Below are 14417 nucleotides of genomic sequence, written 5' to 3' on the forward strand. Positions count from 1 at the left end.
GTTCGACGGCGGTTTTTGCAGCAGGCTCAGCTGTTGACGTCGAGGTAAATTGCCCCCGCCGGGTCGCCGATGCCGGGCACCGAACTGACTGCCTGCAACTGCCTGCCGACGTCGTGCTTCGCTGCCTCCAGTCGCCGGGCGACGCGCTCCTGGGCCGCCGAGAGCGCCATGGCGCGGCGCCGCGCCTCCGGCGGCAAAGGCGTGCTCAGTGTTGGCGGAGACCAGCGCTCGGCCGGCAGTGCCGCTACCGGCTGCTCTGGCGAGGAGAGTGGTCCCAGCGGATCTTTCAGCGTCTTCTCCGCAGCGACCACGGCCATCTCCAGCACGTCCAGCACCAGCATCCACGCGGCGAGGGCAGGATCTTCTGCAAGCTCCGCCGCGGGCGGGAATTCCGCCGCGTATTCCCCCCGAAAGGCTGGCTCAGCCAAACCCAAGGCTCCCGCCTCCGGAGCCCGGCTGCGTGGCCCAGGCGCCGGCTGCTGCAAACGGCTTGATTGCCGGGGCTGCGGCCGAAGACGCCGGCTGGGCTGCCGGGATCGCCGCGGCGGCCTCGTGCCAGGCCTGGCGCAGGGGCTCGAGCAAATCAATCGCTTCACGCGTCAGTGCCGCGTCCCGCTGGATGTTGGCGTTGACGAGAGCCGTGAAGGCATAGTTGTAGAGGCCCAGCAGGCCGTCCGCGCCGTCCCAGGCATCGGTCTTGAGCGAGGAAATCAGCTCAGCGATGATCGCCTGGCCGTGCAGCAGGTTCTCCGAGGCGACCGGCCAGTTGGCGGCCTGCTGGGCGCTCTCGGCGCGGCCGAGGTCCAGCAGGAGCCGGTCGTAGAGCATGGTGAGGAGGCGTGCCGGCGGGGCGGAGAGGACCGAGTCCGCGAGGTACTGGTTGCGCTGGGCGGCGCCGCCGAAGCCGCCGCCGAAGGGCGTGCTGGTCATTACTGGGCGCTCCCGCCGGAGAGGCCCGCGAGCTGGGAGGTGAGCCAGGACTGCTGCGCCTTCATGTTGCTCAGCGCGGTTTCCAAGCCGGAGTAGGTGCGCTGCAGGGTGGCCTTGCGGGAGGCGAGCCGCATATCCCAGTCGCTGATCCGGTCAGCCAGATCCCGGACCTCGGACTGCTGGCCGGTGATCTTGGTGGTCAGCGTGCCCGTGTACTTGTCCGAGGCGTTGGTAGCCGCGGTCGCGATGCGGCCGGCAAGTTCCTGCACCTTGGCGGCGGTGCCGGCCGGGTCGGCGGCCAGGGCGGCGCCGAACTTGGTGGCGTCGAACTCCATCGAACCTGTCTTGGTGATGCTGATGCCGATCTCCGACGGCGACCGCGGCGGGGTGCCGACGGGCAGCGAGGCGGCGGAGAGGATGCTCTGGTTCACGGAACGCACGGTGCTGTCGCCGGCGAAGACTCCGGCGGAGACGCTAGTGCCGCTGGTGTTTGTGGTGGTGCTGACCGCGGTCTTGCTGGCAACCAGTGAGAAAATGCCGTTCACTCCGTCAACCAGGTCGGAGGCCAGCTTCGTGATGCCGGCGTTGTCGCGGGACACCGTGAGGGTCACGGGCGTGGTGGTGACGTCTTTGGCGGTGATGGAGACGCCCGGCAGAAGATTGGTGAAGGTGTTGCTGGACGACGTCACGGTCTGCGCTGCCGTCGTGCCCGGCCAGAGCGAAATTTCTGCGTCCTGGGCGGTCTTGACGTTGGTGAAGGTGGTTCCAGGGTCCGTGATGGTGAACGCACCGGCTGCGCCGGACTTCGTCGCGGTGAACTGGATCCGGAAGTCTCCGCCGCCGACGTCGACCTTGCTGGCGGTGACGCCGGCACCGGCGGCGTTGACAGCGGTCACGACGTCGTCCAGGTTGTTGGACGCAGGGGTGATCGTGAAATCCTTGCCGCCGCTGTTGATGGTCATGGTGGTGTACGGCCAGCCGGTAACAGCGTTGACCTTGGGTGTCACGGTGACCTGGGTCTGGGCCAGCTTGGTGACCTGGAAGTCGAGGGAGCCCGCTTTGGCAGCCGCGGTAGTGGTGGCGACGACCTTGTCGCTGCTCGTGGTCGCGGCATAGAGGTCCAGGGCGAAGGGCTTGGCCGCGGCCGTGGCCTGGGTTGCCAGCGCGGCAACCTTGCCGTTGAGCCCCTGGAGGGCGGACACCATGGACTGGATGTCGTAGGACTTGTTTTTGAGCAGCGTTTGCGGGAGGGCCTCCGACTGCATGATGGAGCTGATGAGGGCGGTGGTGTCGAGCCCGCTGGCCAGTCCGTCGAGTGAGATTCCCATCGCTGCCTCTCCTTGCTGTCAAGAACGTTCGTTGGTGGTGCTGAGTCCGAAGTATCGGTGTTGCACGTAAGGGCCGGACGATGGTTTTGCCATCGTCCGGCCCCTCCGCAGCTTGATGATCGGGGGTGTCTTTTCGTCCGATCAGAGTGGCAGCCGCACTGCTGGACTACCGGATCCGGCCTAGCGCAGGAGCGAAAGAACGCCCTGGCTGGACTGGTTGGCCTGGGCCAGCATTGCGGTGCCGGCCTGGGACAGGATGTTCGCCTTGGTGAACTTGACCATTTCCTGAGCCATGTCGACGTCGGCGATCCGGGACTGAGCGGCCTGCAGGTTCTCACCGGCAACGTTCAGCGACTTGATCGTGTGCTCGAGGCGGTTCTKCGAAGCGCYCAGATCCGAACGCTGCTTGGAAATGTTCTCGATTGCGGCATCGATCTTACCGATCGTCGTCTGGGCGTTGGTGCTGCTGTCGACCAGGAAGTCGGCTGCATCAGCCGTGCCTGAGAGTGAACCAACAGCAGTACTGACGTCGCCAATCTTGACAGCGATGCTATCGGTTCCAGCCGTCTTGCCCGTGCCAACCTGAATGTTCAGAATGCCGTCAGTGGCGACGGTAGCGTCTGCGGTAACTCCCGTGCCGGAGGCACCCTTCAGCAGGTCGATGCCGTTGAAGTTGGTAGCTTCGGTGAGGCGGTTCAGTTCCTTGCCGAGAGCGTCGCCTTCGGCCTTGATCGCGTCACGGGCCTTGTCGTTGTTCGTATCGTTCGCACCCTGGACAGCGAGGTCGCGCATGCGCTGCAGGATGGAGTGAACCTCGGTCAGGGCGCCTTCAGTCGTCTGGATGACAGAGATGCCGTCCTGGGCGTTGCGGGCGGCCTGGGCCGAACCGGTGACCTGTGCCTTCAGGCCCTCGGAGATGGACAGGCCTGCTGCGTCATCGCCGGCGCGGTTGATGCGCAGGCCGGTGGACAGCTTCTCCAAGGACTTGGAGAGGTCGTTCTGCGTGGCGTTGAGGTTGCGGTACGAGTTGTTCGCCGCGAGGTTGTTGTTAATAACGAAGCCCATGGTATTTCCTCCGTGATTTGGGACTGTAAGCGATGGCCCATCCGTGGGCCTTCAGCAGTAGCTATCGCCACTTGTGTTGCACAGGTAAGGAGAAATCCAAAATTCTTTTCGGAATTTCCCGCCTGTCCTAATCCACGTGGCATCAGCCTTATTCCTGCTAACGGGTCCGGAAACCCTGCCGATAGTTTGTACGAACCCTGCTGCAGACTGCACCGTCCGCACGATGCAACAACGCCTCTGCACCAATGCGTTACTCGCCCGTATTATCCACACACCTGAGGGAGCCGTCCGGACCATGGCCATCCACGAACTTTCTGCCCTGCTGTGGCGGGAGCGTGAACTTCTGGACGTTCTGACTTTCAAGCTGGAAGAGGAGCAGCTGCTGCTCACCTCCGGCAAGTCCCGCTGGCTGCCCCACGGCACCCGGGAAGTGGAGCAGGTCCTGGGGCACCTCTCCCAGGCAAGCCTCGCGCGCACCATCGAAGCCGCCGTCGTCGCCGAAATGTGGGGACTGCCCACCGACGCCACGCTCGGCGAGCTTGCTGAGGCGGCCCCGGAGGGCGCCTGGGCCGAGGTGCTCAGTGCGCATCTCGCAGCCCTGACCCGCCAGACTGCCCTGATCAAGGAACTGCGCGATGCGAATGAGCAGTACTTGCGCACCGCGGTCCGCTCCACCCAGGAGTCCCTCGCCGATCTGCGGCCAGCCACTCCCGGCACGTACGACGCCCACGGCAAGACCGGGGAATCCGCCGGCTCCCGCATCTTCGACAAGCAATTCTAAGGAAGCGACCATGAGCACCTTCGGCGCCCTGAATACCGCCTACCGCGGGCTGACTGCTGCCCAGCAGGGCATGAACGTTGCCGGCCAGAACATCGCCAACGCCGCCACCGAGGGATACACCCGCCAGCGCGTCGAGCAGTCCGCTCTGGCCGCGCCGGCCCGCGGACTCTTCAGCGGCGGCACGGTCCAGGTGGGCCAGGGCGTTTCGGTTGACGCCATCGCGCGGCTTGGCAGCAGCGTCCTCGATGCCGGCGTCCGCTCCGCCAGTGCGCAGGCTGGCTACGCCGGGATACGTTCCTCGGCCCTGCAAGGCATCGAGGCCACCCTGCAGGAACCCGGCGACAACGGCATCTCCGCCGCCCTCCAGGGGTTCTGGTCCGCGTGGCAGGGTGCCGCGAACCAGCCTGGCGAGGACGGCCCCAAGGGTCTGCTGCTGAACGCCGCCAACTCCCTCACGACCAAGATTTCCTCCGCCTACCAGGCCCTTCAAGGGCAGTGGAGCAGTGTCCGCGCGCAGGCTGCCGACGCCGTCAGCGTCGTCAATGCCGCCGCCAACCAGGTGGCCGCCTACAACGCCACCATCCGCTCCACCCTGGCGTCTGGCGGATCCGCGAACGAACTCATCGACGCCCGCGCCAAACTCACCGAAACCATTTCCCGGCTTGCCGGCGGCACCGTGCGCGAACAGCCGGATGGCACAGTGGACGTCCATGTCGGCGGCAATGCCCTCGTAATGGGCACCTCCGTGCGGGAACTGGAACTCTCCGGCAGCCAGGCCGGGGATGCCCTCGGATCCACCGTGCAACTGCTCTGGAAGAACCCGGCGGGAGTGGCTTCCTCCGACGGCGGTGAAATCGCTGGCGCCCTCTCCGTGCTGGCTCCTGCTGCCGGGGGCAACGGCGGTGCTATTGCCGAGGCCGCCGAAAAGTACAACGGCTTCGCCCAGGAGTTGGCAAAGTCGGTCAACGACGTTCATAAGCTAGGCCAGCTGCCGAACGATTCCGCCGGGAATCCGGGTGCAACGAAGCAGGACTTCTTCGCCCTCAGCGGCACGGGCCCAGCCGCCCTCAGCATCAAAGGTCCGGCCAGCACCGCCGGCATTGCTCTCAGGGCGCCGGACTCGGGTGCCCTCGACACGAGCATCGCAGACCAGATTTCGCAGCTTGGTACCGGAGCAGCCTCACCGGACAAAGTGTGGTCCGGCATCGTTACGGGGATCGGCGTCGAGTCCCGCGGCGCACAGCAGCGCGAGTCCCTGACCACCGCGGCCCAGGCGTCCGCGGCGACCAGCCGCGCCTCGCAGGCGTCGGTGAGCCTGGACGAAGAAAACGTCAACCTGCTCTCCAACCAGCACGCCTATCAGGCGGCGGCCCGCGTGATGACCGCCGTCGACGAAGCCCTGGACGTCCTGATCAACCGCACCGGACTGGTAGGAAGGTAATCATGCTGAACCGGGTAACAAACCTGACCATGAATGCGAGCGCCCAGCGGACGCTGCAGTTCCAGCAGGCAAAGCTGGCCGAGCTGCAGGAAAAAGCCACCTCGCTGAACAAAATCTCCCGCCCCTCGGATGACCCTGCCGCTACGGCCCAGGCTTTGGCGACGCGGTCCCTTCAGGCGGCCAATGCCCAGTACGGCCGGAACATTGACGACGGCAACACCTGGCTGACCGCTGCGGATTCTGCGCTGGAGCAGGCCACCAACGTGATGCGCCGGGTCAAGGACCTCACCGTGATGGCCGGCAACGGCTCCCTGAACCAGTCCGGCAAGGACGCGATCGCCGCCGAGCTGGAGTCGCTGAAGACGGACCTGATTTCGATCGCCAACTCCCAGCATCTGGGCCGGAACATCTTCGCCGGCAACTCGGACGCCGCTGGCGCCTTCACCACCGGAACGCCACGCAACCCCAGTATTCCCAGTGACACCGGCACGCCGCCGACTTTTAACGGCACGGGTGCCAGCGCGGTGGAGCGGCGGATCAGCGCCACCCAGACCGTCCGGGTTGACGCCGACGGCGCCACGATCTTCGGCAACGGCACCGGTTCCGTCTTCGACATCGTGGGCAAGCTGGCGGCCGACCTGCGGACCGGCACCGATATCGACCCGCGGGTGGCCGCCGTCGACACCGCCTTCAAGAACATCGTCAACGGCCGTGCTGAAATTGGAACACGGCAGGCACAGCTGGAACGTGCCGGAAACGTCAACACCGAATTGGAGGCTTCCTTGGACGCCCAGCGGACCGGCATCGAAAAAGCTGACCTCGGCAGCGTGATCATGGACCTGAAGCTACAGGAGACCAACTACCAGGTGGCCTTGGCCGCCACGGCGAAGGTCCTGCAGCCCACCTTGATGGACTTCCTGCGATGAACTCCGTCCTCAGCAGCACCCCGGTGACCTTCACTGCCCCGATGCCGGGGTTGGAGAAGGTACACGACTTCGCCCTGCGGAACATCGACAGCGCCCCTGGCCTGTTCGCCCTCGAATCCGGCTCCACGCCGGTGCGGCTGTTCCTTGCGGACGCCGCAGTCTTCGTCCCCGGCTATACGCCGCCGCTTCCGGCCGCCGCGCTGGAAGCCCTGGAGCTTGCCGACGGCGATTCGCCCCGGGTGCTGGTGGTGGTCAACCACTCCCCCGCGTCCACCACGGTGAACCTGATGGCACCGATCGTGTTCAACCCGGCCAGCGGGCGTTGCACCCAGCTCGTGCTGGACGGCAAGGAGTACCCGCTTCGGGCGGAGCTCGGCGCGCTGTAGCCGATACCGCCGTCGGGCGCCACAGGCTCAGCAGAGCCTGGTCACCAGAAGTGCGCCACGTCGATGACCAAGCGGGAGCCCGAGCCAGGCCCGGCCAAGGTGAAGACCCGGAAGGGCAACCGCGCGCGGACCCCCAGTCCCAGGCTGGTATATCCCTCGAAGCTTCCTGCCCAGGCCACCTGCCGGAAGGTCTGGTACCCGGCAACATTGCTCAGCTCGGCCTTGTTGGCCGGGTTGTAGGTGGACTTCCCGCCCCCGTCGTAGGCCGGCGCGTTGGCGGTGAGCTGGATGAAGGCCTGGCCGCGCAGCTGGATCGGCAGGCCGGAACCGTCCTGCACCACCTGGGGCACATACCGCACCGAGTAGCCGGCCGCCGGTCCGTTGAGGTCGATGACGAGGCGGTCGAAGCAGTAGTGCTGGCCAGTCCGGACGTTGACCACCTTCGCCTGGCTCATGGCGGCGTCGGCCTTGGCGAGCGATCCCCACACGAGTCCGCAATAGGGTGACGCCGCGGCCGGCCCGGGCGCCAGGAGCCCCAGCCCGGCCGCCGTCAGCAAGGCCACCAGCCAGACGGTGAGCCTGTTCGCTCGGGATTTTGTCACGACAGCCGCCCCCTCGAATCATCCGGACATCCACCTCACCCGGATACCTCAAGAGTAGAACCGCCCGTCTGGGTTGACGAGAGGTCGTTAGCCCCAACTAACTGGCAGCAGGTGTCGTTTTGAGGGTTCAAAACGACACCTGCTGCGAGTCAGTTGGGTTCGGCAGCGGGCGGGTACGGCAAAGCGCCGGGCCCTGGCGGGCGTCCGGCGCTTTGCTTTGGGTAAATCAAAATTCTCGAAACGAGCCCGGGGGTCCGGGCGGGAGGGCTTTAGCCTTCGCAGTCGCGGCAGTACTTCAGGCCGTTCTTTTCCTTGGCCACCTGGGACCGATGGCGGACCAGGAAGCAGGAGGAACAGGTGAATTCGTCGGACTGCTCGGGAACAACAATGACGGTCAGTTCTTCGCCGGAGAGGTCGGCGCCGGGAAGGTCGATGCCTTCAGCGGTGTCGTTCTCGTCGACGTCGATAACAGCAGTCTGGGCACCGCCGCCACGGGATGCCTGAAGGGCCTCCAGCGATTCAGCGGGAGACTCTTCTTCTGTCTTGCGTGGGGCGTCGTAATCGGTAGCCATAGCGGGGTTCACTTTCGTTGCTGCGCAGCGCCATTTCAGGCACCTCAGTGAAGCAGTTTAGGGCATCATCCTTGGAGATGAAGAATAGTGTGGTGAAAGCGACATTAAGCGTCGCCGGACAGGGTCAATCTGGAGGCAATGATGGCTACGAAACTGAACAAACAAGCGCTCTCCCTCGCCCGCCGACTGGTCAAAGACGGGAAGGTCCAGCGGGACACCCGGGACGACTGGAGCGAGCACTCACCGTCAGCCGAGCAGGAGAACAAGTTCATTGAAAAGAACGGATTCGCGGAGTTCTCCCACTGGCATCTGGGGGTGGACCCGGACGCTTCCGAGGGAACCAAGGGCAGCGTGACCTTTCCCTTCGGCGACTTCAAGAAAGTCCACCGCTGCGCCGTCATTTCGTTGGAGAGCCGGGCCGCGCAACACGGCCACGACGATATCGCCGAAGCAGCCCGGAAGCTCCTCGAAGAGATCGACGCCGATTAGCGCCGGTTTGCGTCCAGGCTCAGGCCACCGGCCAGACGATGAGGGTTTTCCAAACCGCCGGATCCGGTTCCGTGGCGGGGTCGCTGAGGTAGTACTCCCACATGGCGTCGCCCGGAGTGAGGCCTTCCGCCTGCATCCTGGCCATCACGGCATTGTAGGTCTCCGGCAAGGTCTCGTATGGCCCCACGTGCATCGCCTCGAGCGCCCGCCCGGCAGGCAGCGTGCCCGCCGTCACGCCGGATTCTTCCGCTTGGGCTCCCCCGCCCGGATACGGCGCGGCCAGCGGAAAGCCTGCCTCGACGTCGACGACGTCCGTGGGCATGCCGCGATACAGGGCAAACGGCGGCCCGGCCAGCTGGACGTTTTGCTGCTGCACGGCCGTCATCACGGAACGGTAGGCGCGGTCGAAGAATTCGCGCAGCGCATTCATGGGCACGGTCTCGCGCAGCACCGCCGTCGGCTTTTCCTCGAGGTCGGTGGACTTGATGTCCGGCGTCAGTTCCGGATGTGAATCAGTCATAGGCCTACACTTCGCCGCGACCTTGGGACGGTCAAGGGCCGAACGTCCCGCCGGCGGTCGTCGCGTTTGGCAGAAAGTGGATTCGAGGGCAGCCCCGGCAGGTCCTCTTCGGCTACTTCCCCACCAAGGAAGATGCCATTCCGGGCCTCCGGGGAGCCCGCCAGCTCTGAGCCAGCCGATAAGCGGACTTGCCGTCCAGCCGACGGGGTTCAAGCCACACCTCATAGCCCTCTGCGGCTTCGATCAGTACCCGGTCCTGGAATCCGTCGGCGGCGATCCAGAGGGCGGAGGAATCCGCCATGGCGGCGTCGACGAGTCCTTCGCGGACCACCGCGCCTTCCCTGCGGACCTCCACGACGAGGCCGACCAGGTCGTGCCAGACGTGATGGCAGTAATAGGCCACGGACGCTTCCTTCCTGCGGCGTTGGTCAGGACCGCCGCGACTACCGCGCGATGATCACGTCGAGGGTGCGCGGACCGTGGACCCCTTCGACGCGTTCAAGTTCGATGTCGCTGGTGGCGCTCGGTCCACTGATCATGGTGAGCGGCCGGGTGCCGTCGATCCGCCGCAGCGCCTCGGGGAGGATGCCGGCGATGTCGGCGGCGTTCACGACGCAGATGTGGTGGTCCGGGACGAGGCTGATGGCGCGGCGGCCCTGGTTGGGACTCCCGTCCAGGATGATCGTCCCAGTTTCGGCGACGGCGACGGCGCTGGCAGTCACGACGGCGTCGGTGGCGTCCAGCTCGGCAACGGTCAGCGGCTCAGAGACGGAATCCACGCGGCGGCGATCGCCGCCCCGGGCGGAGCCGATGCCGGCGGTCCAGCCGGCGTCGAGCCCCGCCGGCACGACGTAGCTGCGGGCGTCCGCGAGCAGTTCGGCGATCCGCACGGGCACCTCGGCCGCGTCCACCACGCAGACCCGGGCTTTATAGTCGACCAAACGGTCCACCAGCAGATGGATCAGCGCATCCTGGTCCAGCTCGGATGATGCGCGGTATTCCCGCGGAATCTGCGGTGCTAGGGGTGCGTCCCGCAGCGCGGAACGGATCCGGCCGAGGATATCTTCGCGCGCGCTCATGCTCCGTCTTCCTTGTCCTGGGCGTTGTCCTGGGCGTTGTTGTGGGTATCCGCGGGGGTGCCGCCGGATTCCGGGCCGTGGTGTTCCTTGGCCCACCAGTCGCGGAAGGATCTCTGCGGCGGCGCCGGGATGTCGCGGCTTTGGGTCCAGCCGGCGGCGATGCCGGGCAGCTTGGTGATCTTTTTGTCCGGACCGGCCACCAGGCGGCCCACGGGAAGGCCCTTTTCGAGCAGCCCGAGCCGCTTCCCCGAGGACAGCGCCCAGGATGCGGCCTTCATGCCGACGTCCATCTGGCTGGGCAGCTTCTTCTTTCCGCGCTTGCTGTCCACGTCCACGCTGCGCAGGTGCACCAGGATGTCCGGAATGTTGATCTTCACCGGGCAGGCGTCGTAGCAGGCGCCGCACAGTGAGGAAGCGTAGGGCAGGGAGCTGTTTTCCTCCGACTCGATGCCGGTCAGCAGCGGGGAAAGGATGGCGCCGATCGGACCGGGGTAGGTGGAGCCGTAGGCGTGGCCGCCGGTCCGCTCGTACACCGGGCAGACGTTCATGCACGCGCTGCAACGGATGCAGTGCAGTGCGGAGCGGCCAAGCTCGTCCGCGAGCGCGGCGCTGCGTCCGTTGTCGAGCAGCACCAGGTGCACGTTTTGCGGCCCGTCCCCCTCGGTGACACCGGTCCACAACGAGGTGTAGGGGTTCATCCGTTCCCCGGTGGAGGAGCGCGGGAGCAGCTGCATGAACACCTCGAGGTCCTGCCAGCTCGGCAGCAGTTTTTCCACGCCCATCACGGTGATCAGGGTCTCCGGCAGCGTCAGGCACATCCGGCCGTTGCCCTCGGATTCAACGACGGCCAGGGTGCCGGAATCGGCGAGCGCGAAGTTGGCCCCGGACACGGCCACCTTGGCCGTGAGGAACTTGCGGCGCAGGTGCGCACGGGCCGCCATGGCCAGCACCGCGGGGTTATCGGTCAGCTCCGGGTCCGCGCCGGGCATTTCGCGCAGGAAGATGTCGCGGATTTCGGTGCGGTTCTTGTGGATGGCGGGGACCAGGATGTGGCTGGGCTTGTCGTGGTCCAGCTGCACGATCAGCTCGGCCAGGTCCGTTTCGAACGCCGTGATCCCCTGCTGTTCGAGGTATTCGTTGAGCCCGATCTCCTGGGTGGCCATGGACTTGACCTTGACCACTTCTGTTTCGCCGGTGTCCCGGATCAGTCCCGCGACGATTTCGTTAGCCTCGTCGGCGTCGCGCGCCCAGTGGATGACTCCGCCCCGGGCGGTGAAATGCTGCTCGAACTGTTCGAGGAGTTCGGGGAGCCGGGCCATCACGGATTCCTTGATGGCGGATCCGGCGTCGCGCAGCTGTTCCCAGTCGGGCAGTTCGGAGACGACCTGGAGACGCTTGTCGCGAATGGTGTGGGTGGCGTGGCCGAGGTTGGCGCGCAGCTGGGCGTTGCCCAGCTCGCGGTGCGCCGCCGTCGGGAACGATTCGGCGGCATGCAGGTTACCCGTGCCGAAGACGGGAAGGGAGGGCATGCCCAGGAAGGTGCTCATCGTGTTGCCTTTCCGGTGGAAACGCGTACCTCGCCGGTGACGGACGCCGGCGCTTCCGCGGTGCTGGCGAGGATTTCGGCCAGGTGCAGGGTGGTCACGTCGCTGCCCTGCCGGGACAGGCCGCCGCCGATGTGCATCAGGCAGGAGGCGTCCCCGCCCGTGCACAGCTCGGCGCCGGTGGAGCGGACGTTGGCGGTCTTGTCCTCGAGCATGGCCGAGGACACGTCGGCGTTCTTCATCGAGAAGGTGCCGCCGAAGCCGCAGCACTGGTCGGCTTCGGGCAGCTCGGCCAGCTCGATTCCCTGGACGCTGCGCAGCAGCCGGGCCTGGCGGTCGCCGAGGCGGAGCAGGCGCATGCCGTGGCAGCTGGGGTGGTAGGTGACCCGGTGCGGGAAGTAGGAGCCCAGCTGGGCGCCGGCGTCGGTCACGCCCAGCACGTCCACCAGCAGCTCGGAGAGCTCGTAGGTCCTGGCGCCGACGGCGGCAGCCCTGGCTTCCAGCGCGCTGTCGCCGCAGGAGCGGGCCACCATCGGGTGCTGGTGCTTGACCGAGGCGACGCACGACCCGGACGGCGCGACGGCGACGTCGTAGTCCCCGGTGTCGAAGGCGCGCACGTGGTTGGCGACGACCGGGACGGCTTCCTGGAGGTAGCCGCTGTTGACGTGCATCTGCCCGCAGCAGGCCTGGCCGGACGGGAACACGACCTCGTGCCCCAGCCGTTCCAGGATGCTCACGGTGGCCTGCGCGGTGCGCGGATACATCGCATCGACGATGCAGGTGGCGAACAAAGCGATTCTCATGACAGCCTTTCGAGCAGCGCCGACGTGTGTGGTCTGACCATAGTAAAGCACGTGATGCCCGCCACTCCCAACCAGAACGGGGAAGTGAACCCCCTCACACGCCGAATGAGATCTGCGCTACACTCTCATGGTCCGACCACAGTGGTCTGACCAAAGAACTCGTCGTCTCTCAACGCAGAGGAACTTCCGTGGACCACTTCACCCCCACCACCGACCCGGTGCTGAACAGCGTGGCCTGGTCGGCCATCGTTGGCTTACTGCCGCTGCTCACCTTCTTCATCCTGCTGGCCGTTGTGAAGACCAAGGCCCACGTGGCCGGTGCCTTCGCCCTGCTGGCCGCCCTCGTGGTCGGCATCGCCGCCTTCCACATGCCGGCCGGCCTGGCGATCCTTTCGGCCACCCAGGGCGGGGTCTTCGGCGCCTTCCCGGTGCTCTGGATCGTCGTTATGGCCGTCTGGCTTTACCAGGTGACCGTCCTCAGCGGCCGGTTCGAGGACCTGCGCCGCGTCTTCGACGTGATCGGCGGCGGCGACGTGCGCCTGCAGGCCGTTCTGGTGGCCTTCTGCTTCGGCGGCCTGCTTGAGGCCCTCGCCGGCTTCGGCGCCCCGGTGGCGATCACCGCCACCATGCTGCTGGCCCTGGGTCTCCCGCCGCTGCGTGCTGCCGCCGCCGTGCTGGTGGCAAACACCGCACCGGTCGCGTTCGGCGCGATGGCCATCCCGATTACGACCGCCGCCGGACTGACCGGCCTGCACGCGACCGACATCGCCTCCATCGTGGGCCGCCAGGCTCCCCTGCTGGCCACCTTCGTGCCGCTGATCCTGCTCTTCATCATCGACGGCCGCCGCGGTCTGAAGGACTGCTGGCCCGCCGCGCTGGTGGTCGGCGGCTCCTTCGCCGTCGCCCAGTTCCTGTGCTCCAACTTCTTCTCCTACGAACTCACCGACATCCTGGCCTCGCTGGTCGGCCTCGGCGCCGCCGTGGTGTTCTTCCGGATGTGGAAGCCGAAGGGCAGCGCGGCCGCCCGCGAGCGCCTTGGCGTTGCCGCCGACGCTGTTGCCCGCGGCACCGCCGCCCGGAGCAGCGGCTCGCAGGATGCCGGCAAGGCCGGCGTCGTGACCGCCGAAAAGGCCACGGACGGCGGCCTTACCCCGACGCGCACGTGGCTGGCCCTCTTTCCGTACTTCCTCGTGATCGTCGTGTTCGGCATCGCCAAGCTCTGGAAGCTCGGGGTCGACCTGCCCGCGTTCCTCGCCGCCACGGACATCAAGATTCCCTGGCCGATCCTGCACGACGCCCTGGTCAACGCCGAGGGCAAGCCGGTCTCCTCCACCGTGTACACCTTCCAGTGGCTGTCCAGCCCGGGCACGCTGCTGCTGATCACCGGGCTGCTGGTGGCGCTGGTTTACTCCAAGTACGACGACGGCGGCCGCTTCCGCCTTTCGGTCGGCGACGCGGTCCGGGAGATCGGACGGACCATCTTCAAGATGCGCTGGGCAGGGCTGACCATCATCACGGTGCTCGCCCTGGCGTACGTCATGAACAACTCCGGCCAGACGGTCTCGATCGGAACCTGGCTGGCCGGCACCGGCAGCTTCTTCGCCTTCCTCTCGCCCGTGCTCGGCTGGCTGGGCACCGCCGTGACCGGCTCGGACACCTCCGCCAACGCGCTGTTCGCCAAGCTGCAGCAGACGGCGGGCCTGAAGGCCGGCATCGATCCGAACCTGCTGGTGGCCGCCAACACCTCCGGCGGCGTCGTGGGCAAGCTGATCAGTCCGCAAAACCTCGCCATCGCGGCGACAGCCGTCAACCTTGACGGCCAGGAGTCGGTGATCCTGCGTAAGGTGGTCGGGTGGAGCGTGGCTCTCCTGCTGGTCCTGTGCACCCTTGCCTTCCTGCAGTCCACCCCCGTCCTGGGCTGGATGCTGCCTTAGCCGCCAGCCCCCCACGA

The 14417-nt window shown here is 66.5% G+C and carries 17 protein-coding genes; 6 read left to right on the forward strand and 11 right to left on the reverse strand.

Annotation, left to right across the window (positions count from 1 at the left end; all coding sequences use genetic code 11):
• Positions 1-26 precede the first annotated feature (26 nt).
• From AC1DB8_RS12205 to AC1DB8_RS12220, 4 genes are all read right to left on the reverse strand, one after another.
• The gene (locus AC1DB8_RS12205; RefSeq protein ID WP_441418215.1) at positions 27-428 is read right to left on the reverse strand and encodes a hypothetical protein; all 402 of its coding nucleotides are present in this window, start codon (positions 426-428) and stop codon (positions 27-29) included.
• Positions 421-930 (reverse strand): flagellar export chaperone FliS, encoded by a 510-nt coding sequence (gene fliS / locus AC1DB8_RS12210; protein ID WP_441418214.1) that lies wholly within the window; start codon positions 928-930, stop codon positions 421-423. The genes AC1DB8_RS12205 and fliS overlap by 8 nt, the downstream gene beginning before the upstream one ends.
• Positions 930-2258 carry a flagellar filament capping protein FliD gene (gene fliD, locus AC1DB8_RS12215; RefSeq protein WP_476893163.1) on the reverse strand — a complete coding sequence of 443 codons (1329 nt, stop codon included), beginning with the start codon at positions 2256-2258 and terminating at the stop codon, positions 930-932. Before fliD ends, fliS begins: the two co-directional genes overlap by 1 nt.
• Positions 2259-2438: 180 nt before the next feature.
• Complete coding sequence (locus AC1DB8_RS12220; protein ID WP_476893164.1) at positions 2439-3323, reverse strand: flagellin N-terminal helical domain-containing protein; 885 nt, start codon at positions 3321-3323, stop codon at positions 2439-2441.
• A 295-nt stretch (positions 3324-3618) separates the two neighbouring features.
• On the opposite strand from AC1DB8_RS12220, the gene AC1DB8_RS12225 reads away from it, so the two are divergent.
• The 4 genes from AC1DB8_RS12225 to AC1DB8_RS12240 are packed head-to-tail and all read left to right on the forward strand — an operon-like array spanning position 3619 to position 6857.
• A complete protein-coding gene (locus AC1DB8_RS12225) occupies positions 3619-4104 on the forward strand; it encodes a flagellar protein FlgN (protein WP_441418211.1) in 486 nt (161 codons plus the stop codon).
• 10 nt (positions 4105-4114) lie between these two features.
• A complete protein-coding gene (gene flgK / locus AC1DB8_RS12230) occupies positions 4115-5545 on the forward strand; it encodes a flagellar hook-associated protein FlgK (protein ID WP_476893165.1) in 1431 nt (476 codons plus the stop codon).
• A 2-nt stretch (positions 5546-5547) separates the two neighbouring features.
• The gene (flgL, locus tag AC1DB8_RS12235) at positions 5548-6471 is read left to right on the forward strand and encodes a flagellar hook-associated protein FlgL (protein WP_476893166.1); all 924 of its coding nucleotides are present in this window, start codon (positions 5548-5550) and stop codon (positions 6469-6471) included.
• Positions 6468-6857: a flagellar assembly protein FliW gene (locus AC1DB8_RS12240; RefSeq protein WP_476893167.1), complete on the forward strand. Its 390-nt coding sequence runs from the start codon at positions 6468-6470 to the stop codon at positions 6855-6857. The genes flgL and AC1DB8_RS12240 overlap by 4 nt, the downstream gene beginning before the upstream one ends.
• A 41-nt stretch (positions 6858-6898) precedes the next feature.
• Here AC1DB8_RS12240 and AC1DB8_RS12245 read toward each other — a convergent pair whose 3' ends face one another.
• A complete protein-coding gene (locus tag AC1DB8_RS12245; RefSeq protein WP_476893168.1) occupies positions 6899-7459 on the reverse strand; it encodes an AMIN-like domain-containing (lipo)protein in 561 nt (186 codons plus the stop codon).
• A 269-nt stretch (positions 7460-7728) separates the two neighbouring features.
• Positions 7729-8031, reverse strand: a complete 303-nt coding sequence (locus AC1DB8_RS12250) for a DUF4193 domain-containing protein (RefSeq protein ID WP_056741192.1) — start codon at positions 8029-8031, stop codon at positions 7729-7731.
• 141 nt (positions 8032-8172) lie between these two features.
• Here AC1DB8_RS12250 and AC1DB8_RS12255 point away from each other — a divergent pair, with 141 nt between their 5' ends.
• Positions 8173-8520: a hypothetical protein gene (locus AC1DB8_RS12255; RefSeq protein ID WP_476893195.1), complete on the forward strand. Its 348-nt coding sequence runs from the start codon at positions 8173-8175 to the stop codon at positions 8518-8520.
• Between the two features lie 19 nt (positions 8521-8539).
• On the opposite strand, the gene AC1DB8_RS12260 is transcribed toward AC1DB8_RS12255, so the two are convergent.
• The 5 genes from AC1DB8_RS12260 to AC1DB8_RS12280 form a co-directional block, all read right to left on the reverse strand.
• The gene (locus AC1DB8_RS12260; RefSeq protein ID WP_476893169.1) at positions 8540-9040 is read right to left on the reverse strand and encodes a GyrI-like domain-containing protein; all 501 of its coding nucleotides are present in this window, start codon (positions 9038-9040) and stop codon (positions 8540-8542) included.
• Positions 9041-9152: 112 nt separating this feature from the next.
• Positions 9153-9443 carry a hypothetical protein gene (locus tag AC1DB8_RS12265; RefSeq protein WP_476893170.1) on the reverse strand — a complete coding sequence of 97 codons (291 nt, stop codon included), beginning with the start codon at positions 9441-9443 and terminating at the stop codon, positions 9153-9155.
• 40 nt (positions 9444-9483) lie between these two features.
• A complete protein-coding gene (locus AC1DB8_RS12270; protein WP_476893171.1) occupies positions 9484-10119 on the reverse strand; it encodes a LutC/YkgG family protein in 636 nt (211 codons plus the stop codon).
• Positions 10116-11666, reverse strand: a complete 1551-nt coding sequence (locus AC1DB8_RS12275; RefSeq protein ID WP_476893172.1) for a LutB/LldF family L-lactate oxidation iron-sulfur protein — start codon at positions 11664-11666, stop codon at positions 10116-10118. Before AC1DB8_RS12275 ends, AC1DB8_RS12270 begins: the two co-directional genes overlap by 4 nt.
• Positions 11663-12466 carry a (Fe-S)-binding protein gene (locus AC1DB8_RS12280; RefSeq protein ID WP_476893173.1) on the reverse strand — a complete coding sequence of 268 codons (804 nt, stop codon included), beginning with the start codon at positions 12464-12466 and terminating at the stop codon, positions 11663-11665. Before AC1DB8_RS12280 ends, AC1DB8_RS12275 begins: the two co-directional genes overlap by 4 nt.
• Positions 12467-12654: 188 nt before the next feature.
• Here AC1DB8_RS12280 and AC1DB8_RS12285 point away from each other — a divergent pair, with 188 nt between their 5' ends.
• Positions 12655-14400, forward strand: coding sequence for an L-lactate permease (locus AC1DB8_RS12285; protein WP_476893174.1), 1746 nt, complete (start codon positions 12655-12657; stop codon positions 14398-14400).
• Positions 14401-14417: the final 17 nt, after the last annotated feature.

It is taken from the genome of Arthrobacter sp. 10N410 (assembly GCF_056394945.1).